This window comes from Anaerococcus sp. Marseille-Q7828 (assembly GCF_949769285.1).
In the GTDB taxonomy this organism is placed as follows: Bacteria; Bacillota; Clostridia; order Tissierellales; family Peptoniphilaceae; genus Anaerococcus.
This window is the reverse complement of the sequence record NZ_OX458331.1, coordinates 260,756-281,576: the sequence shown is the minus strand read 5'-3', so window position 1 is coordinate 281,576 and position 20,821 is coordinate 260,756. Positions and strand designations below refer to the sequence as shown.

General features: G+C 35.0%; 19 protein-coding genes. 13 read left to right on the top strand and 6 right to left on the bottom strand.

Annotated elements, in window-relative coordinates; all coding sequences use genetic code 11:
- The first annotated feature begins 2 nt into the window (after positions 1-2).
- Together QNH69_RS01395 and QNH69_RS01390 are read left to right on the top strand one after the other, a co-directional pair.
- Entirely contained in the window at positions 3-362 is a 360-nt protein-coding gene (locus QNH69_RS01395; protein ID WP_282928838.1) for a hypothetical protein, read from the top strand.
- Positions 346-1,743: a S41 family peptidase gene (locus tag QNH69_RS01390; RefSeq protein ID WP_282928837.1), complete on the top strand. Its 1,398-nt coding sequence runs from the start codon at positions 346-348 to the stop codon at positions 1,741-1,743. The genes QNH69_RS01395 and QNH69_RS01390 overlap by 17 nt, the downstream gene beginning before the upstream one ends.
- A gap of 57 nt (positions 1,744-1,800) precedes the next feature.
- On the opposite strand, the gene QNH69_RS01385 is transcribed toward QNH69_RS01390, so the two are convergent.
- The 6 genes from QNH69_RS01385 to QNH69_RS01360 form a co-directional block, all read right to left on the bottom strand.
- Positions 1,801-3,135 (bottom strand): hypothetical protein, encoded by a 1,335-nt coding sequence (locus tag QNH69_RS01385; RefSeq protein ID WP_282928836.1) that lies wholly within the window; start codon positions 3,133-3,135, stop codon positions 1,801-1,803.
- Positions 3,136-3,349: 214 nt separating this feature from the next.
- On the bottom strand, positions 3,350-3,610 hold the full coding sequence (locus tag QNH69_RS01380) for a kinase to dihydroxyacetone kinase (RefSeq protein WP_073997192.1): 261 nt from the start codon (positions 3,608-3,610) through the stop codon (positions 3,350-3,352).
- An 8-nt stretch (positions 3,611-3,618) separates the two neighbouring features.
- Positions 3,619-4,737: a toxic anion resistance protein gene (locus QNH69_RS01375; protein ID WP_282928835.1), complete on the bottom strand. Its 1,119-nt coding sequence runs from the start codon at positions 4,735-4,737 to the stop codon at positions 3,619-3,621.
- Positions 4,734-5,750 carry a 5-bromo-4-chloroindolyl phosphate hydrolysis family protein gene (locus QNH69_RS01370; protein ID WP_282928834.1) on the bottom strand — a complete coding sequence of 339 codons (1,017 nt, stop codon included), beginning with the start codon at positions 5,748-5,750 and terminating at the stop codon, positions 4,734-4,736. The genes QNH69_RS01375 and QNH69_RS01370 overlap by 4 nt, the downstream gene beginning before the upstream one ends.
- 21 nt (positions 5,751-5,771) lie before the next feature.
- Positions 5,772-6,875, bottom strand: a complete 1,104-nt coding sequence (locus QNH69_RS01365) for a 5-bromo-4-chloroindolyl phosphate hydrolysis family protein (protein WP_282928833.1) — start codon at positions 6,873-6,875, stop codon at positions 5,772-5,774.
- Between the two features lie 75 nt (positions 6,876-6,950).
- On the bottom strand, positions 6,951-9,794 hold the full coding sequence (locus QNH69_RS01360) for an insulinase family protein (protein WP_282928832.1): 2,844 nt from the start codon (positions 9,792-9,794) through the stop codon (positions 6,951-6,953).
- An 85-nt stretch (positions 9,795-9,879) separates the two neighbouring features.
- Here QNH69_RS01360 and QNH69_RS01355 point away from each other — a divergent pair, with 85 nt between their 5' ends.
- The 11 genes from QNH69_RS01355 to QNH69_RS01305 all read left to right on the top strand — a co-directional run bounded on the left by QNH69_RS01355 (position 9,880) and on the right by QNH69_RS01305 (position 20,528).
- Positions 9,880-10,452, top strand: a complete 573-nt coding sequence (locus tag QNH69_RS01355; protein ID WP_282928831.1) for a hypothetical protein — start codon at positions 9,880-9,882, stop codon at positions 10,450-10,452.
- Between the two features lie 2 nt (positions 10,453-10,454).
- The gene (locus QNH69_RS01350) at positions 10,455-11,447 is read left to right on the top strand and encodes a Gfo/Idh/MocA family oxidoreductase (protein ID WP_282928830.1); all 993 of its coding nucleotides are present in this window, start codon (positions 10,455-10,457) and stop codon (positions 11,445-11,447) included.
- Positions 11,448-11,516: 69 nt separating this feature from the next.
- The gene (locus QNH69_RS01345; protein WP_282928829.1) at positions 11,517-12,533 is read left to right on the top strand and encodes a PTS sugar transporter subunit IIB; all 1,017 of its coding nucleotides are present in this window, start codon (positions 11,517-11,519) and stop codon (positions 12,531-12,533) included.
- A 9-nt stretch (positions 12,534-12,542) separates the two neighbouring features.
- Positions 12,543-13,358, top strand: coding sequence for a PTS mannose/fructose/sorbose transporter subunit IIC (locus QNH69_RS01340; RefSeq protein WP_282928828.1), 816 nt, complete (start codon positions 12,543-12,545; stop codon positions 13,356-13,358).
- A gap of 11 nt (positions 13,359-13,369) precedes the next feature.
- The gene (locus QNH69_RS01335) at positions 13,370-14,341 is read left to right on the top strand and encodes a PTS system mannose/fructose/sorbose family transporter subunit IID (RefSeq protein ID WP_282928827.1); all 972 of its coding nucleotides are present in this window, start codon (positions 13,370-13,372) and stop codon (positions 14,339-14,341) included.
- Positions 14,342-14,344: 3 nt separating this feature from the next.
- The gene (locus tag QNH69_RS01330; protein ID WP_282928826.1) at positions 14,345-14,701 is read left to right on the top strand and encodes a DUF956 family protein; all 357 of its coding nucleotides are present in this window, start codon (positions 14,345-14,347) and stop codon (positions 14,699-14,701) included.
- 141 nt (positions 14,702-14,842) lie between these two features.
- The gene (fusA, locus tag QNH69_RS01325; protein ID WP_282928825.1) at positions 14,843-16,900 is read left to right on the top strand and encodes an elongation factor G; all 2,058 of its coding nucleotides are present in this window, start codon (positions 14,843-14,845) and stop codon (positions 16,898-16,900) included.
- Positions 16,901-16,915: 15 nt separating this feature from the next.
- Positions 16,916-18,910, top strand: a complete 1,995-nt coding sequence (locus QNH69_RS01320) for an alpha-amylase family glycosyl hydrolase (protein ID WP_282928824.1) — start codon at positions 16,916-16,918, stop codon at positions 18,908-18,910.
- The gene (locus QNH69_RS01315; RefSeq protein ID WP_282928823.1) at positions 18,907-19,401 is read left to right on the top strand and encodes a GDSL-type esterase/lipase family protein; all 495 of its coding nucleotides are present in this window, start codon (positions 18,907-18,909) and stop codon (positions 19,399-19,401) included. The genes QNH69_RS01320 and QNH69_RS01315 overlap by 4 nt, the downstream gene beginning before the upstream one ends.
- A gap of 73 nt (positions 19,402-19,474) precedes the next feature.
- A complete protein-coding gene (locus QNH69_RS01310) occupies positions 19,475-20,320 on the top strand; it encodes a mechanosensitive ion channel family protein (RefSeq protein WP_282928822.1) in 846 nt (281 codons plus the stop codon).
- A complete protein-coding gene (locus QNH69_RS01305) occupies positions 20,307-20,528 on the top strand; it encodes a DUF951 domain-containing protein (RefSeq protein WP_282928821.1) in 222 nt (73 codons plus the stop codon). The genes QNH69_RS01310 and QNH69_RS01305 overlap by 14 nt, the downstream gene beginning before the upstream one ends.
- The last annotated feature ends 293 nt before the right edge of the window (positions 20,529-20,821 follow it).

Sequence of the window (20,821 nt, the reverse complement as noted above, 5' to 3'; positions counted from 1 at the left end):
TTATGAGAAGAAAAAAACGCGATGGCGATAATTCATTAAAAAAATATAATAGCATGAAAAAAATCTCTACGATTTTATGGATTTTGACAGGTCTTGGCGTCTTGGCTTTTGGCATATACTTTAGGGAAATTTTTGAAATTATCTTTGGTATAGCTGGCGTGATTTATGGCATTTATAATCACAGAACGAAAATTACAAGCCTTACAGCTGTATATAGGATAGAAAAAAACAAGCTGAGCTTTCTGGCTCTTTGCATAGTAATATATTCCTTGGTCAATCCCTTGGCCAATATAGCCGCAATCTACGACTTGTTTAAGAGAGATTATGTGATAAATGGAGGATTTGATGAAAAAACACTTTAAAATTTTTTGTCTAATCCTTGTTTTTATGCTTGTGGCTACAGGCTGTGTCAAAAGAAGATATGAGCAATTAGAAGCTAGTAGAAAAGGGGTTTCTACTAACAAGGTAAAAACTTCTTCTGATAACTTCAAACCTGATGACATAGACAAGTTTGATGTTGATTCTTACCTCATTTGGTATAAGAATTTGGAAAATCCACCAAAGTTGGACCTAGAGCCTAGTAAGAATCCAAAGCCGATGACAAACAAAGAAATGGTCGATGATTTTAACTATGTTTTTAAGGAACTAAAAGAAAATTATCCTTTCTTTGAGGCCCTAAAAAGAGAGAAAAATATAGACTTTATCGGAGACTATGATAAATACCTAAAGAGAATCAAAGAGGCCAAAAATGACCAGGAATTCATAGATGAAATGACTGGCATTATGGGTGAGCTAAACAATCACCATGCTAGAATTGCCGATCAAAATTATGTAGATAAGACTGTCAAATATTATGCCAAAAACTGGAACAGCCCATCAATTTATTACGAGTTTTTGAAGCTAAACAAGCAAGTTGTCAGAAATAGATATGGACTAAAGGGTGAGCAGACAGCTAGTGAAACAAGCATAAGTAATAGAGTTTCTGGGTCTATATTAAATCAAGACAAATCTGCCAATATGACCTTGGATACAACAAACGAGGGGATAGCCATACTAAAAATAAAACAAATGGTCGATCCTCAAAGTGTCAAAGAAGATGAAGCTGTTTTGGATAAATTCTTAAAAGATAAACATCTTTACAAGGCTCTAGTTATTGATATCCGCCAAAACTATGGCGGTAATGCAGAATATTGGCAAAAATTCTTATTGCCAAAGATTTTACCTAGCCAAAAATCTGTAACAAATCATTTGTTTTTTAAAGATTCTCCAAGGGCAAAGCTGATATTGGCTGACGATACTTTAAATGTAGAATCCATAAAAAACGTGGATATATCTGCAATAAAATTGGACCATGCCAATGATATCAAAGATTTTGATTATTATATAAGAGATACCATAAGCATCAGTCCAGACGAAAGTGAAAAAGACTATGGATTTGATGGTAATATATATTTGCTAGTAGATAAGGCAGTATTTTCTGCGGCAGAGGGTATGGCAAGTTTTATGAAATTCTCAGATGCGGCAACCCTCATAGGCGAAGAAAGTGGAGGAGATGGGCTAACACTTGGAGTGATAAACGATGTTATGCCAAACTCTGGTCTAGTATTTACCTACACCAACACCCTAGGCTATGCTCCAGATGGGACAATTAATGCAGAAGAAAAAACAAAACCAGATATAAAATCTAGCTCATACAAGGACACTATAGACACAATAATAGAAATAGAAAATGGGAATTTTTAGGCAAAGAAAAAGAGGATTGTCAATCAAGATTGTGATTGATTCAATCCTCTTTCATTTTTATTTTCTCATATCTTTTGAATTTTTCTTCATAAAGTAGTAAGCAATAATTGCAACTACGAGAATTACTGCAACAGTTCCTAGACCTTTGATTCCTGTTTTTACAACTGATCCAGCATTTGTATTTGTCTTTTCTGGCTGAGCTTCAGATTCTTTGAACTCTTCTTTTTTCTCTTCCTTATCATCCTTATTTGCCTCAGTAGCAAGTTGTGGTGATTTTGTAGACTTGTTATCAATTGTAACAGTTTTTGGCGTTTCTATTTCTTCAGAGCTTGTTTCATCACTGCTAGAACTACTGGTTTGACTAGAACTTTCACCATCTTGGCTAGCCTCGTTTAGAGCTTTTTCTGTAAATGGATATAGCCATGAAGATTTGTCTAGATTTGGAGTAAAGTTTTCTGAACTTTCAAGTTCGCTTTCAGAAATTTGTCCATCCTTGTCTGTATCAATTAGGTCCAATTCTTTTTTTTGGTCATCTGTAAGTTCGCTGTACTTATTTTTTGTCTTTTCATTTGTTAAAAAGGCAGATTCACTTTCGGAATTTTCAGACTCCATATTATCGCTATCAATGCTTGTAGTTTCAATAACTTCGTTCTCATTTACTTGTGTTATACTTGTATCATTTGAAGAATTGAATTTTTGATTTTGGGTAATTTCTTCAGTCAAAATCAAGTGTTCATCGAAGCTTAGCTTATCATCTGCTTGCAAGAAATCTTGTAAAATCTTGTAGGAAGATTCTTGGTCAAGATCTTTGTCTTTGACATCGTAAATTACTTCCTTATATTTATCCTTTGTTTTCTCATCAGCAAGTTCATAAGACTTTGAATTAAGAATAGCTTTTTGGAACAAATCCAAATCTTTTGCATTGGATTCAAATAGTTGGCCCTTATCAAGGTAAGCCATCAATTGCTTGTCTATATCTTCTTTTTCGCTATCGGTCAATGATAACTTTTCTTTTATATTATATAGACTTATGATTTCAGAAAGCTTGTCGCTTTGTGTTTTAATCCTTTCCATATCATCAGCATTTAAGATATGGGTGGATTCTTCGATTAATTTCTCATTAGAAGAATCATTAGCCTTTTTTAATAATTCAATATTTTCTGCTAATTTAAGCCTATCTTCATAATCTTGGCCGAAATTAATAAGGTTCTTGTTTGCCTCATATTCTTTGATTTCCTTAGCAGAAGCCTTATCAAAGTTTGGCAAAGCTTCCAGCTTATTATCAATTTCACTGATTATTATATTTTCATCTAATTCTTGAGCACTAACATTATTTACTGTAGCCAAGCATAAGCTAAAGGCTAGGGCTCCGAAAAATTTATTTATTTTCATAATATACTCTCTTTTATCCTTATATTATCTCTTCTTATTATTATATTAATAAATGGTGAAATTTCAATAAAAAAACTAGGGTAATACCCTAGTCAAACTATAGTTAAAATGAAAGGCAAAAAAGTAAGTATCCAGATTGCAAGGAATTACTTGATTTCTGGAGTAGTAAATTGTGCTTTTTCAATTTAATATTATTCGTTTTTTACTTTAAATATTAGCCTTGAAGTCCTTCTGCTTGTCTTAGCATATTTTCTACAACTATGTCGTGGATTTCGCCAAGGCTTGCTGCATATTCTAGGATTTCCCAAGGTCTATTGGTGTGAAAATGGATTTTGATTAGTTCCTCATCACCTACAGCAAGAAGGCTATCACCCTCAAAATTTGCTGTGATGTGGTCAAAAATCTCATCTTCGTCTAGGTTTTCTCCTGCTATTAGCATTTGTGTATCAAATTTAAAATCTCCTATATCTACCATATTTCCTCCTAATTACTATTTCCTCGTTTTAAATTTCTCTTTAGTTCTTCTTCTAGTCTTGCTATCTCAGCTTGGGCAAGGCTTCTGTTTTTCTTACCCTCAATTTGTATATTTCTAAATTCTTCTATAGTTGAAATCAATTGATCGTTGGTGTGCTTAATCGTATCAAGGTCAATTATACCACGTTCAGTTGCCTTTGCTGTTTCTATAGTATTTTGTTTTAGAGTATCAGCATTTTTTCTTAATAATTCGTTTGTAAGGTCAGTTACCCTTTGTTGGCTTCTGATGGCTTGGTTGGTGTGGTTCATGCCAAGGGCCAAGACCATTTGGTTTTTCCAAAGTGGGATGGTATTTACAATTGTGGTTTGGATTTTTTCTGCCATAATCGAATTTGATGATTGAACCATCCTGATTTGAGGAGCCATTTGTATAGAAACCATACGGGTCAAATCAAGGTCGTGAAGTTTTTTCTCGAATCTATTGGCTTGAGCCTTGAGGTCGTTTACTTTCTGTGCATCCAAAGGCAAGTTTGATTCATTGGCCTTGGATTCAAGGGCTGGAATTTCACTAGCGTAAGTTTCCTTTAGTTTTCTATTCCCAGCTTCGATGTACATGGTGATTTCTTTGTAGTATTCTTCGTTTAGATCATACATTTGATCTAGCATAGAAATATCTTTCATCAAAGTTATTTGATGGTTTTCTAAAGTTTTTGCTACTTCGTCAATGTTTTTTTCTGCTGATTGGTAGCGGTATTTCATGTCCTCAATCTTATTGACTTGTTTTTTCAAAAATCCTAGTGGCCCACTAGTTTCTTCTCTATCCATTGATTTGATATCCATTACAACAGAATCGAGCAAGTCTCCGATTTCTCCCAAGTCCTTGTTTCTTACAGTATCTAGAGTTTTTTCGGAGAAGTTTGAAATCTTCTTTTGTGCTCCAGATCCGTATTGAAGGATGATATTTGTATTATCCAAGTCAATTTTCTTGGAGAAATCATCAATCATTTTTTCTTCTTCAGGTGAAAACTTAATATTGTTTTCTACTAGATCTGGTCCTTCATTGGTTATGCTTTCAAGCTTATTGTCATTTTCATTATCGCCATCAAGGGTTAGTTTTATATCACTCATTTACTCCTCCAATCATTGTATTTAAGTCCTTCTTGATTTAAAAGTAGGTTTATTGTGTCGATATCGGCCTTAATTTCCATAGTGCTATCGCTTAGAAAATCTAATTGTAATCTTTCAAAAGCGTTAGTCAGATCAACTATTGTTTCATCTATTTGTTCCATTGATTTTATTATTTTTGAGTTCTTTGATGTTATTTGCTCAAACTCGTAATATGCATTTATAAGTTTTACGCTTGTTGGTAAATAATATTCAGAAAATTTATTTAATCCATGAGAACTTTCAGGATGGTTTTCAATTACTTTAAGGATATCTTTGCTTGAATTTTCCAAATCTTCTATGTGGTCGATAAAGTTTTTATTTTCAATTTTATTTTTAACCAAGTTTATGGCAACTAAATCTTTTTTTGCAGAATCAATTATTTCCTTAGAACGCACTAGGTTAATTTCTTCTAAGTTTTGTTCATTTGAAATTTGCCTGATATCCGAAGCTTCAGATAAAATCTCGTTTTTTCGTTCTTTGTACAAGCTATAGGTTGGAATATCTAGGATAAAAATAGAATTATTTTCAACTATTCTAGCCTCAGGGAAATAGTCTTCTTTTATCATATGTCTTAAGTCGCTATATGTTTCTTCAATGTCTTGGTCTACTGAGTTTGCCAAATCATTTATGGAAATGACTTTATTCCCATTAAGCTCTCTAATATATCTCCTATAGTTTTTCTCAAGTCTTTCGTATTCCAATTTTCCTCTATATCCTGTAAGCATAAAAACTATAGAAATAAAAAGAGAAATTATAAAAATCATAAGCCAAGATGATAGGTCACCAAATATCCAAGCTATAAACATTAATAGAATAATCACGAAACTAACAACAGAAAAGATAATGCCAAGGGCTAGCATTCCATTAGCTCTATTGATTTCCTTTGCAGGAAGTCTAAAGAGTTTTTCTTCTATTTTATTGTCTTCTTCTTTAGACTCCTCAACAAGTCTAATACTATATCTGCGTTTTTTCATAATTTTCCCAAGTTAAATTAATTAGCTCTCCCAATCATCTTCTGCATAGCCTTCTTGATTTAGAAGTAAGTTTATTGTGTCTATATCAGTCTTTACATCCATGGCTCTATCAGCTAATAGTTCCACTTTTATTTTGTCAAAGGCTTCTGCTATTGTCATTATTGACTCGTTGATTTGTTTCATTGAATTTACAATTTTCTTATCATTTGTGCGCATCATCTCAAAATCATTGTAAGTTTCGACAAGTTTTGCAGCTGTAGGCAAGTAGTAGTCAGAAAACTTGTTTAGGGCATAGGACTTGTCTGGATACTTTTCTACTATATTTAATATATCCACTGAATTTTTGATAAGTTTATCTACATTGATTCTGAAATTAGCATCGTTAATCCTAGCTTGACTTAGTTTTATCCTATCAATAGAATTCTTACCCTGGTTTATGATTTCCTTTGCTCTTTCAAAGGATAGATCTTCTACCAAGACTTCATCGTCTTCTTCTTTATTACTTGTCCTAGCTTGAGGAAGCTCCTTACTCTTTTCTTTGTAAAGCCTAAAGGTAGGAATATCTAGGATAAATAGGGAGTCGTCTTCTACTATACGGGCTTGATAAAAGTAGCCTCTTTTCATCATTTTGATAAGGTCAGAGACAGTTTTTTCTTCGCTTTGGGTAACTGAACTTGCCAAATCTCTAATAGAAATAACTGTGTTGTTGCCAAGCTCCCTTAGAAATCTTACGTAGTTATTGGTTAGTCTGAAGTATTCCTTGGAGACTCTCCAAGATAGATAAGGGACTGCAAAAGTACCCAGAAGCGAAAGAACTAAAAATAAGAAGTATCCGAAACCTCTCCAATCAATAAAGCCATCAAGGGCAACAATTGTTAGCATTATAAATCCAATAGCTGTCACAATGGATACGGCTTGCCAGCTTTTAGCTTTATTAAGTTCTGGAGGCTTTTGGGCACAAACTTCTTTATTTTTTGTTTGCGGCAGGTTTTCATTATTATTCTTTGATTTTGTAAAGCTTCTAATAGTTGCATTTACAGAATCTTTTATTGTATTTCCAATCTCATCAAAATCGATGTCAGATAGTATGTCATTTATTTTAAAATTGTTCTTGTTATCACTCATACACTCTCCTTAGAAACTTACCATAATTATACCTTAAAGCTTGATATATTTAAATAAAAGTTAATTATTTTAAAATTAATTATTCAAATCTATAATCTTATCAAATTTATCTTTTACTTCTAATATACTTTCTCTATTGCCAAAGACACATATATTCTCTTCGTCAATAGCAGCTTTGAAGAGCTTCTTATATTCTTTGATTTCATCAAGCTTTGCGTATTTGATATCAGCAAGGATTTTTTCATGGTCTACAGGATTTTCTTTTTTGTATCTAGCATAATCCTCGTCGGCCAAAGCTTGTGGTGATTTCGGTCTTAAAAATGTACCCATTGAAGAGATTTGTTGGTTTTCAAAGTCTCTATGGCTAAGTGCTATGTTTTCTGTTAGGGATGGAATTTGTCTATAAGTTTCCAAGGTTTTTAATATGTGTGGGTCTCTATAGGAATATGCTGACAAAAGTCCTGCCTTATTTATAGTAAGACCACCACCGTATGCGCCTGCCTTGGCACGGATTAGCTCATATAGGTATGGGTTTGATAGTATAGAACTTGCTAAAACTAACTTACCTTCAAAGTTATGACCGTATTTTTTGATATCAGCACTTTGACCTACATAATTGACATTGGCATCTGACATGATAGCTTCTTTGTAAGATTTTGGAGAAAATTCAATTTCAACCTTATCTTTTTTATCCTCAAGGTCTGCAAAACTTGTATTTATTATTTCTTTAACTTTGCTGAATTCATCTTTTGAACAAGTTATATTTATTTCAAAATCATTTGAAAATAATTTAGCATAAATTTCCATAATCTTATCGTGAAAGTCATCAAAATTATTTTTTGCTTGGTCAATTACTTCTTCCAAGAATAGGTAAGAACCTATGCCAGATAGCTCATCTCTTAACATAGTAGCCATATCAATGTGGGCATTTGCTCTGTTTATGGCAAGTATGTGGCCTTGATCGTACATTCCTGATGCAAAATATGCCTTTTTCATCCTAAGTATTTCAAGAATTCTCTTTTGGTTGTCAAATTTAGAATTTAACATGAATTCTTTCATAAGTTCCAAAGCTTTTGCAAAAGACTTGGATGTACTAATAAAGGAAACTTTTTCTAGCCTTGCAAGGTCACATTCATTAACATTTATAAATGAATTTGAAAAGTTTGGACTTGCCAAGTGTTGGAACAAGACATCATCAATTTGTGTGTAGGCCATATTACTTGTATCGACAGATCCCATAAAGTCGTTTATTAGAGATAGGTATTGTAATTCTCTTAAATCTAAGTGGTCGATATTAAAGTATAGGGAAGTGTAGATGAGGCCAGCTGTATCCATATCGTGGTAGATAAACTTATCATCTATCAAATCCCTTGGTGTTTGGTCAACTTTTGTAGGGACATCGTCAATATTTAAAACTGGAATACTTGCCTTTTGTTCCTCGGTGTCAGTTGTATTTTGGTGGATTTCTAGTTTTTCTAGGTCTTTTTTGATTATTTGTAATTCTTCCTGGCTAATATTTTTATTTAGATTATCAATATAAGATTCTAGGTCTTCTTGCTTTTGCTTGTTATAAGTGCTACTTGGTTTTGCAATGTAGATTAGTCTTGTTGGATTATCTATAAAGTTTTCTTTGATGAAGTTTTCATAATAATCAGTTTCTACAAGCTCTCCTAGTTCGTTTAAGTAGTTGACAATTTCAAAACTTTCAAAGATTGACTTGTTAAAAGACCACATCAAAAAGTAGTTTAATCCTCTGCTTACTGAATTTAATTGGTCTCTTTGTCCATATTGAAAGATTGAAAATGCTGATTTTAGACTTTCTTTGTTAAGGCCAAGGCTTGCTTCTTTTAAACCTTCTTCTATGATCTCTACAAATCTATCAAGTTTTTTACCATCTGTCTTTTGAGCTAGTAGCACTAATGAGCTTCTTACTCCATAGCCGACTCTTGCATAAAATGACTCTGGGTCAATTTCCTCGTTGATTTGTTTTTTGATAATAGATGAATCCATGTGGAAGAGGGCACTTACCAAAATTGCAAGGGTCAAAGTGTATTTTGTGTCTGGATTTGCCTTTGTTAGAAATCCATAGGCCAAGTAATCAGAATTTTCACTAGCATTGCTTGCTGGATAAGTAGATTCAATCACGCTATCAAAGTAATTATCAGGAACTTTGATATCATAATCAAAATCCTTGTAGTCATAGTTTGACAAATATTCCTTATCCAAATGGTCTAGGTAAAAATCTATGTCCAAGTCTCCATAAAAATAAATGTAGGCATTTGATGGGTGGTAGTGGATTTTATAAAAATCTACAAATTCATCATAAGAAAGTTTATATATTTCTGCTGGATCTCCACCAGATTCGTATTGGTAAGGGCTATTTTTATATAAATGTGAGATTATATCGTTATATACAAGCTCATCAGGATCTGTAAGCGCACCCTTCATCTCGTTATATACAACGCCAGATATACCAGTGATCTCATCTCCATCCATCTCATAGTGCCAGCCCTCTTGGTCAAGGATTTCTTTTTTGTTTACTACAGCTGGATTAAAAACAGCATCTAGGTAAACATCTGTAAGGTTAAAAAAGTCCTTGTCATTTTCACTAGAAACTGGGTAGACAGTTTTGTCTGGATAGGTCATTGCGTTTAGGAAAGTTTGCAATGATGAGCTAGCCATATCCATAAAAGGTTCGCTAGTTGTGTATTTCTTGGAACCATTTAATACAGAATGTTCCATAATATGGGCCATACCCTTGGAATTTGTCGGTGGGGTCTTAAATCCTATGCCAAAGGTCTTGTTTTTGTCAGATGTTTTTACATAAACAACTTGGGCTTTAGTTTTATCGTGGACGTACAAAAATACTTCCACGCCCATTTTTTCGTAAGTTTTTTTATCTTTTAATGTGTAAGTCATATTTCCTCCGTTTGTTTAACTATACTCCAAGAAAGTTTTACTGATATTGGGTAAAATTCTTATTAAGACCAATTAAGGAGGGAAGATGAAAAAAATTAAAACCAAAGAGTTAACTCTTATGGCCATATCTGTAGCCCTTATGGTTATTCTAGGTACTATCTTATACTTTGTAGGCAGGGTCCTACCCATACCTGGAGGCAGGCTTTTGGCCATGGCACCAGCTTATAGCTTTATCTTTACAGCCTTAATCCTTAGGACAAAGAGAATGGGAATTATCTCCCTAGTCTCCTTTGTATTTGGATTTTTCTTACTCAAATTTTCAATCTTTGGAGTCATAGCTATTTGGGCTAGTGCATTTTTGGCAGATATTCTAAGCTTTATCTTTATAAAGTCTTATAAGTCCTATAGAGATATCTATCTAACAGTGCCTTTAAATAGCTTCTTTCAAATATGGACTTCCTATTTTGTGGTCATAAATTTTGTCCCAGACTCAAAATTTACCCAACAAGCCTTTTGGCCAACCCTGGGAGTTTCCATTTTGATTTATATAATAAGCCTTGTATCATCAAGGTATTTTATAAAACTTTTGGAAAAAAGGTCACTACTGGAAAAGGATTTTAAAAATTCACAGCTAAAAACAAATCGAGAAATGAGGTAATAATGAAATTAGGAATACTAGGTTCTGGCAAAATTGTCAATGAAGTTTTGCCAGTTTTAGAAGATGTAGAAAATATAGAGCCGGTGGCCATAGCAGCTCGCAATGAGCAAAAGTTAAAAGATTTAGTAGAAGAATTTAATATAGGAAAATACTATATAGGCATAGATGATCTCTTGGCCGATGATGAGATAGACACAGTTTATGTAGCTTTGCCAAATAACCTACACTACGAAGCTATGGATAAGGCCATAGATTATGGCAAAAATATAATCAGTGAAAAACCCTTCACATCCAATGCTTACGAAACAGATAAAATTATAGCAAAGGCTAAAAAAGCGGGGGTCATGGTCGTAGAAGCCATTAGCCACAGATTTATCCCTAATGCAAATGAAGTTAAAAAACTTATAGGGGACTTGGGAGAGATAAAGATTGTTTCCTTTAACTATTCCCAATATTCATCAAGATATGATAAGTTCAAAGAAGGAATCATTGAGCCGGTCTTTAGATTAGAGAACTCCGGTGGAGCCTTGATTGACCTAAACTTATATAATGTTGCCTTTGCTGTCGATACTTTTGGCCTTCCAAAGGATGTTAAGTACTTTGCAAATATAGAAAAAGACATAGATACCTCTGGCATAGTTATCCTTGATTATGAGGACTACAAGGTTTCATGTATTGGATCAAAGGATTCTGCTGCTCCTATCATCAACACCATTCAAGCAAGTGAGGGAACAATAGAAATCCCAGATGCCTTAAATAGTTTTGATAAGTTTAATCTTACAAAAACCCATGCAAGTGGTGTGGAAAGCTTCGACTATAACCTTGAAAATAAATCCAGACTATATTATGAATTTGTAGAAATCGAAGAGATTATGAGAACAAAGGACCTAGATAGAGTAGGCGAGCTATTAAAACTAACACAAAATTACATGGATGTCCTAACTCGTGCTAGATTTGATGCGAATATTTATTATCCAGCTGATACAATTAATTAAAACTGTGCTATAATAAAGTTATATAATTTATGAATTTATATAAAATTTATTTTAAGGAAAGGAGAGAAGATGGTAGGAATAATACTTGCAAGTCACGGACACTTTGCCGAGGGCATCAAAGAATCTGCACAAATGATTTTTGGCGACCAAGAAAAGTTTGAATCAGCAATTCTTTTGCCATCCATGGGACCAGATGACTTGAGAAATGAGCTTGAAGCTTGCATAGAAAAAGTTGATAGCGATCAAATTTTATTTCTAGTTGACCTATGGGGAGGCACTCCATTTAACCAAACGTCAAACTTGCTAGATGGCCACGAAGATAAGTGGGCCATTGTTGCTGGAATGAATCTTCCAATGGTCATAGAAGCCCTATCAGAAAGATTTACAAATGAATCTTCTCACAGCATTGCAAAGGCAATAATTGCTTCTGCAAGAGAGGGAGTAAAGATCAAACCGGAAGATCTAAACGAAACACAAGCAAAGGCAGAAGCCAAAGAAGTTGACAAGGGTCAGGAGGAAGTAGATGCCAAGACAAAGGCAGATGGATCAATTCCTCCAGGAACTGTTATCGGCGATGGCAAGATTGATATTGCCCTAGCCCGTATAGACACAAGGCTCTTGCACGGACAAGTTGCAACTAGCTGGACCAAGGCTACCAAGCCAGACCGTATAATAGTTGTTTCAGATGCAGTAAGCAAGGATGCACTTCGTAAGTCGATGGTAATGGAGGCGGAGCCACCAGGAGTTAAGGCTCACGTAGTTCCAGTTTGGAAGATGAAAGAAATCATAGATGACCCAAGATTTGGGGCAACTCGTGCTATGCTTTTGTTTGAAAAACCACAAGATGTTCTAGAACTTATGGAACTAGGTGGCAAGCTTGACAAAGTAAACATAGGATCTATGGCTTATTCAGAAGGTAAAGTCAACTTAAACACAGCAGTAGCTATGAACAAAGATGATGTAAAAACCATAGAAAAGCTAAAAGACCTAGGCATAAGTTTCGATGTGAGAAAAGTTCCGTCTGACAAATCTGACAACTTAGATAATATGCTCAAAAAAGCAAAATCTGAACTAAAAATGAATTAGGAGAGAAAAATGTCTGCAATTAATATTATTTTAATCTTTGTGGTAGCTTTCCTAGCAGGTTGTGAAGGGGTCCTAGACCAATTTCAATTTCACCAACCAGTAGTTGCTTGTACCCTCATAGGTCTTGTGACAGGTCACCTCAAAGAAGGCGTCATGCTAGGTGGTTCGCTACAAATGCTAGCCTTAGGCTGGTCAAATGTAGGAGCGGCTATAGCTCCAGATGCAGCCCTAGCTTCAGTTGCATCAGCAATCATAATGGCTTTGGCCTTAAACGGAGGAGATGCCAATGCTACAGAAGCTATATCAACATCAATAACCCTTGCAATCCCACTTTCAGTAGCTGGATTGTTTTTAACAATGTTTGCAAGAACCCTTGCTATTCCAATGGTTCATGCCATGGATAGCGCAGCAGAAGATGCAAACTTTGCAAAAATAGAAAGACTTCAATGGGCAGGTATAGCCATGCAAGGACTTCGTATTGCAATCCCTGCAGTAATCCTTTGCTTTATCCCTGCTAAGGTTGTAACAGATGCCCTAAACTCTATGCCTGTTTGGCTTAAAGAAGGTATGCAAATAGGTGGTGGCATGGTTGCGGCTGTTGGTTATGCCATGGTATTAAATATGATGAGTACCAAAGAAACCTGGCCATTTTTTGCCCTTGGTTTTGTCCTTGCAGCAATCCCACAAATCACATTGATAGGACTTGGTGTCATAGCTGTATCTCTTGCCCTAATCTATATGAAACTTAAAGGCCTTGCTCAAAATAGCGGAGGATCATCTTCAAACTCTGGCGATCCCCTTGGCGATATAATCAACGACTATTAAGGAGGGATCTAATGACTGAAAACAAAGAAACTATTAAAAAAGAACAAGCTGAAGTCATCACAGGTGAAAATGGTAGAGTTGAACTAAGTGAATCTGTCAGAAAGAAAGTCTGCAACAGACACCAATTCTTGCAAGGTACTTGGAACTTTGAGAGAATGCAAAATGGTGGTTGGGCATATGCCATTATTCCAGCCATCAAAGCCTTATACAACGACAAAGCTAGCCAAGCAGCGGCACTAAAGCGCCACTTGGAATTTTACAACACCCACCCATATGTATCTGCACCAGTAATGGGCGTGACCCTAGCTATGGAAGAAGAAAGAGCCAATGGGACAGCTATTGATGATGCTGCAATAAACGGTGTAAAAGTTGGTATGATGGGACCACTTGCAGGTGTAGGCGACCCAGTATTCTGGTTTACAATTAGACCTATTTTAGGAGCTCTTGGTGCATCTCTTGCCCTAACTGGAAATATACTAGGTCCACTAATATTTTTCGTATTTTGGAACTTAATCAGATACATTTTCCTATGGAAAACCCAAGAAGCAGGCTACAAGGCAGGAAATGAAATTACAAAGGACCTTTCTGGTGGTCTACTTGGTAAAGTCACCCTAATGGCATCTATACTAGGTATGTTTGTCATAGGAGCTCTTGTTCAACGTTGGGTAAATGTCAATATTCCTGTAGAAATTACAAGAGTTGCCCAAGATGCTCAAACCTATATTCATTGGGAAAAACTTCCAGCTGGAGCAGAAGGAATCAAACAAGCCCTAGAAACATATAATACCTACGGTGCGACTGCCTTTAGCCCAGAAAAAGTAACAACCCTACAGGATAACTTAGATATGCTTATACCAGGATTATTGCCACTATTACTAACTCTTGGTGTATCAAAACTTCTCAAAAAAGACGTTTCACCAATTACAATTATCCTTGCTTTATTTGCCATAGGAATTATAGCAAGATATTTCCATATAATGTAGACTATGGTAGAATCTCAAAATAAAACTGTTGATCTTACCATAAAGGCCAACCACCTCCAGGGTTTTACAAGCTCTGGATCGGTTATGGTTGGGGATAAGGCTTTTGAATATTACAATAGGAGAAATCCTAATGACTATATACAAATTCCTTGGAAGGAAGTAGACCTAATCACGGCAGAGGTGGTTTTCAAAAAGAAAATCCCAAGATTTGCCATTCACACTAAGCAAAATGGGGATTTTATATTCACGACGGTTGATAACAAGAAGACTCTACGAGCTATAAATAAGTATATTCCAAGTGATAAACTTAGGAAGTCTCTTGGCATAAAGGACTATATAAAGCGAATATTCAAGAAATAGGGCCCTAGCTAGCGCTCTATTTTTATGTGAAAAAATGAAAACATTTTCTAAAATATGGAAAAATATTTCAAATTGCTATATAATTAACTTATATATTAAAAATCAAACATTACTTATAAATGTTTTCACAAAGGAGAAATTATGAAAAATTATAGTACATCTAAAATTAGAAACTTAGCTTTAGTCGGCCACTCTGCAAGTGGTAAGACATCACTTGCAGAAGCTTTATTATATAAGACAGGTGCAATCGATAAAAAAGGAAGAGTTGAAGATAAAAATACAGTTTCAGATTATGAAGCTCAAGAGAAAAAAAGAGGAATTTCTATCCAAACTTCAATCATTCCAGTCGAATACGAAGATTTTAAGATTAACTTTATAGATTCTCCTGGATTTTTTGATTTTGAAGGTGAAGTATTGCAAGCTCTAAGAGCAAGCGAAGCCGCACTTTTTGTTATAGATGGAGAAAGCGGAATCGAAGTTGGTACAGAAAAATATTGGAAATATACCCAAGAAATTAACCTACCATCAATAATATTTGTAAACAAATTAGACAAAGAAAATGCAAACTTCAACAAGGTAGTATCAGACCTTCACATTAACTTTGGCAAGAAAGTTATTCCACTAACCCTAATGCTAGGCCAAGGCGATAAGTTTGAAGGAGTCATAGACGTTCTAGACAAGAAAGCATACACTTACGAAAATGGCGAGAAAAAGGAAGTAGAAATACCAGAGATTCGTCTAGCAGAAGTTGACGCTGTTTACGAAGAGATTATAGAAGCAGTTGCAGAAACTGACGATTCATTGATGGAAAAATTCTTTGAAGGCGAAGAGTTCTCAGAAAGTGAATTTAGAAATGGACTTTCTGAAGCTATACTTGAAGGAACAGTTGTTCCACTTATTGCAGGATCAAGTGAAAAAGAAATAGGATTAACTCAACTTCTTGAAGTAATTACAAAATATATGCCATCTATCAATGATGAAGCTGCAAATATTGGATTTAGGGTAAAAGAAGGTTACCAAGCTTTTGAAGCAAACGAAGAAGCACCATTCTCTGCTGTAGTTTTCAAAACTCTTGCAGACCCATTTGTAGGTAAAGTCTCAATATTTAAAGTTTTATCTGGATCAGTTTCCAAAGATGACAAGATTTATGACGTGACAAAGGGCAAGGAATTAAAGGTATCTAATCTATTTTACCTAAAAGGTAAGGAACAAATCAAAGCTGACAAGGTAATAGCAGGTGACATTGGCGCCTTTACAAAACTTGACGACCTATCAACAGGTGATAGCCTTGCTACAGTTGACAATAAGATCGAATACAAAAAAATCAAATATCCAAAACCAGTTTTATTCTACGCTATCAAAGCAGTAAGTAAAAACGACGAGGATAAGATTTCTGAAGCATTACAAAAACTTATCGAAGAAGACCCAACATTTGTTGATGATAGAAACATAGAAACTCACCAACAAATCTTATCTGGTCTTGGCAATATGCAACTTGAAGTTATCATGGATAAATTACGTGACAACTACGGTGTAAATACAGAAGTTGTAGACTACAAGATTCCATATAGAGAAACTATCAAGGGCAAATCTGACGTACAAGGCAAACACAAGAAACAATCTGGTGGTGCTGGCCAATACGGAGATGTATTTATCAGATTTGAACCAACTGAAGAAGAATTTGTATTTGACGAAGAAGTATTTGGTGGAGCGGTTCCAAAGAACTATTTCCCAGCAGTAGAAAAAGGACTAGAAGAATCTCTTGCTGAAGGACCACTAGCAGGCTATAAAGTAACTGGAATTCGTGCAACATTGTACGATGGATCTTATCACCCAGTAGATTCTAACGAACAAGCTTTCAAAACTGCTGCAAAGATAGCCTTCAAAAAGGGTATAGAAGAAGCGAACCCAATATTACTTGAACCAGTTATGAAACTAGAAATCAAAGTTCCAGAAGACAACATGGGTGATGTTATGGGCGATATGAACAAGAGACGTGGTAAAATACTTGGCATGGAACCACAAGAAGATGGTAGCCAAATCATCTTGGCAGAAGCTCCACTAGCAGAGGTATTAAGCTATGCTATCGACCTAAGAAGCCAAACATCAGCACGTGGCTCTTTCTCAATGGAATTTGATAGATATGAAGAAGTACCAAAAGAAATCACTCAAAAGGTAATAGCAGATAGAGCAGAATAATATCAGGAGGTAGCAATGGCAAAGTGGGAGATATTAGAAATTGATCCTTGGATAAAAGATTACGAAAACGACATAAATCTGAGAATGAATGAATACGAAAAGCAAAAAGAAAGAATCTTACAAGATAAGGAATCTTTAAAAGACTTTGCCAATGCTCACCACTATTATGGATTTCACAAAGTCAAAAATGGTTGGATATACAGGGAATGGGCTCCTAAGGCCGATGGCCTATATCTAATAGGTGATTTTAACAATTGGGATAGGCATGCCCACCCACTTACTAAAATAAATGATGAGGATTGGGAAATCTTCATCAAGGGAATCAGGACGATCCCACATGGGTCTAGGATAAAGGTCTTAGTAGATGCCAATGGAGCTATCAAAGATAGGATTCCTCTCTACGCTAGAAGAGTAGAAAGAGATGAAAATAATGACTTTGCGGCTATATTGCAAAACCCACGTTCCAAATTTAAGTGGACTGATCAAGATTTCAAAATTAATAAAAATGACTTGTTGATATATGAAGCCCACATAGGAATGGCTGGCGAGGAAGAAAAAGTTTCGACTTATAAGGAATTTGAAAAAAACATCTTGCCTAGAATTAAGAAAGACGGTTACAATACTGTCCAACTGATGGCTATAGCTGAGCACCCATATTATGGTTCTTTTGGCTATCAAGTCAGCAACTTTTATGCTCCAAGTTCTTGGTATGGACCAATCAATGACCTCAAATCTTTGATTAACGCAGCCCATAATATGGGGATAAATGTGATTATGGATTTGGTTCATTCCCATGCTATCAAAAATACTATAGAGGGCATCAACGAGTTTGATGGAACTGACTACCAGTTCTTCCATACAGGAGTTGAAGGTAATCACCCAGATTGGGATAGTAAATTATTTGATTACTCAAAACCAGGAGTACTTCACTTTTTGTTATCTAATGTCAAATACTGGCTAGAAGAATTCCATTTTGATGGTTTTAGGTTTGACGGTGTCACATCTATGATTTATAAAAACCATGGTCGTGGAGAAAACTTTGACAATTACAGCAAATATTTTTCTATGAACACAGACGTTTCAGCTATCAATTACTTGCAATTGGCCAATGAATTGGCTGGGGAAGTAAAGCCTGATGCTATCACCATAGCTGAAGACATGTCGGGTATGCCTGGTATGTGCCTAGCAATATCCAAGGCTGGCATAGGCTTTGACTATAGGCTTGCTATGGGTATGCCTGATTTTTGGGAGAAAACCCTAGAAAAGCAAGATGAAAATTGGGATCTATCCAATATGTGGTACGAACTTTCAACCCACAGGCCAGAAGAAAAACGCATATCCTACGTGGAAAGTCACGACCAGGCTTTGGTTGGTTCAAAGACGACAATATTTACCTTGGCCGATAAGGAAATGTATTGGTCAATGGATAAAGATAGCACAAATTATAAAATTGACAGAGCCATAGCCCTTCATAAGATGATTAGATGGATTACCATTTCTATGGGAGCGGACGCTTATCTTAACTTTATGGGCAATGAATCTGGTCACCCAGAATGGATTGATTTCCCAAGAGAAGGTAATGGTTACTCATTTTCACACGCCACAAGAAAGTGGTCTATTCTTGAAGCAGACTATCTTAAATATCATTATCTAGGTGATTTTGACAAGGCTATGATTGAACACATCAAAAAGTACAAGCAATTGGGCAACACTACATTTAGATTGTGGCTTGACAATGACAGAAAGATTATTGCCTTTAGAAATAAGGATGTAGTTTACGTATTTAACTTCCATCCTACAAATTCCTATGAATCATTTGCTTTGCCAATACACGATGTTGGAGAATTTAGGACGGTTTTGGATACTGATGAGATAAGATTTGGTGGGCTAGGAAGAATTTCCCATGACTATGTCTACAAGACAGAAAGGCTAGCTGGAACTGACTATGATGGAATCAAAATATATATACCATCAAGAACAGCTTTGGCTTTGGAAAAATACAATAAATGAAAATTATTTGCCTAGGAGATTCCTTCACTGAAGGATATCTAGTAGAAAAATCATACGTAGATTACCTCAAAGAAGCAGGCTATGAAACCATAAACTTAGGCAGAAACGGGGATATGACTTCTGAATTGCTTAGAAGATTTAAGGCTAATAAGTGCGATTTGTTAATAGTATTTGCAGGGACTAATGATCTATACCAAGGAGTATCAGCAGAAATTGCCTTTGCAAATATCAAAGAAATATTAAAAATGTCAAAGGCAGATAAAAATCTTATTATAATTCCTCCCTATATAGAAGAGGAAGAAGCCTACCCTATATACGAGCTTATCAACAATACCATAGACACCTATGGGGAAATATTAGCGAAGTTGCCTTATCCTACGATTGATGCAAGAAAAATACCGCCGGCATACTTTATAGATGGTCTTCATATGAGAGAAGACTTTCATAAAAGATTGGCCAATGAGATAATAAAAAGAATAGAAAATATTTAGCAGCTTTAAGCTGCTTTTATTTTGCTAATTATTAAGTCTATAATATATTATATACTATAAGAAGGGAGTCTATATGAACAACATAGAAAAAATAACTAAAGCAGGCGTTATAAAAGATCTTATATTAGTAGTCATAGTAATAGTCCTTGGCAAATTGTTATTAGAAGCCATATCTAGAATTATAAAGAAGGCCTTTGATGACAAAATGGACCAAGATGGCTACAGGAAAGTAAGAATAGAAACACTAAGTAAGAATCTCTATTCGGTAGTTAAATTTATACTTGGCTTTATAATAGTAATGATAATCCTAGATATGATTGGGGTAAACACTCGATCAATCATAGCTACAGCAGGAATTGGTGGGGTTGCCATAGCATTTGGTGCCCAAACTCTAGTCAAAGATATAGTAACTGGCACGATAATAATCGTAGATGATACCTTTAGAGTAGGAGATTGGATAAAGGCAGCAGGAGTTGAAGGTACAGTAGAAACCCTTGGAATGCGCCACACCAAGATTAGAGACTATGATGGATCCTTGCATACCATACCAAATTCACAAATAACAAATGTACAGAATTTGAACAGTGGGTCAATCAAATTTGAATGCAATATTTATCTATCCTACGAAGTTTCTTACCAAGAACTAGAAGAGATTGTAAAAAATGTAGGAGAAAAATTAAAGGCAAACAAAGATCTGGCTAAATATATATTAAAAGACGTTAGCCTATTTGGCATAATGGAAATGAATGAAAAATCATATGTGGCAAAAACAACTGGTATAGCTATGCCTGGATATCAATGGGCCCTAGCTAGAGAAGAAAGAAAGATTATAATAGAGGAAATATACCAAAGAAATCTAAATCCTAGTACGCAAGTAGTAGCAGTAGCAAAAGGAAAGGATGTAAATGAAGAAATATAAAATAGGAGACATAGTAAGCCTAAAAAAAGGCCATCCATGTGGAGAGAATAAATGGAAGATTGAACGCACAGGAGCTGATATTAAATTAAAATGTCTTGGATGTGAAAAAAATATATGGTTAACCAGGATAGATTTTGACAAAAAGATAAGGAAAATCCAAGACAAAGACGGCAAAATGGTATCAATAGTAAACTATCAAGCAGAATAAATAAAAAAAGACTTGACATAAAAAAATGACCTGTGTATAATAGTACAAGTCGACACCAAAAAGGCTGGTCAAGAATTTTAAAAACAAGTAAAAAAACTCTTGACAAAGTAGGCAAAAGGTGATAGACTATAAAAAGTCGATACACTTAATTTGTAAAGGTCAAGTAAATTTATTGTAAAAAACTTACAAAAAGATTTGACAAGATAAAAATTAAATGGTAGACTATAAAAGTCGATTCAATAAGAATCGCGCTGAACCAGATGTTTTAAAAAACATCTACAATGAAATTTAAT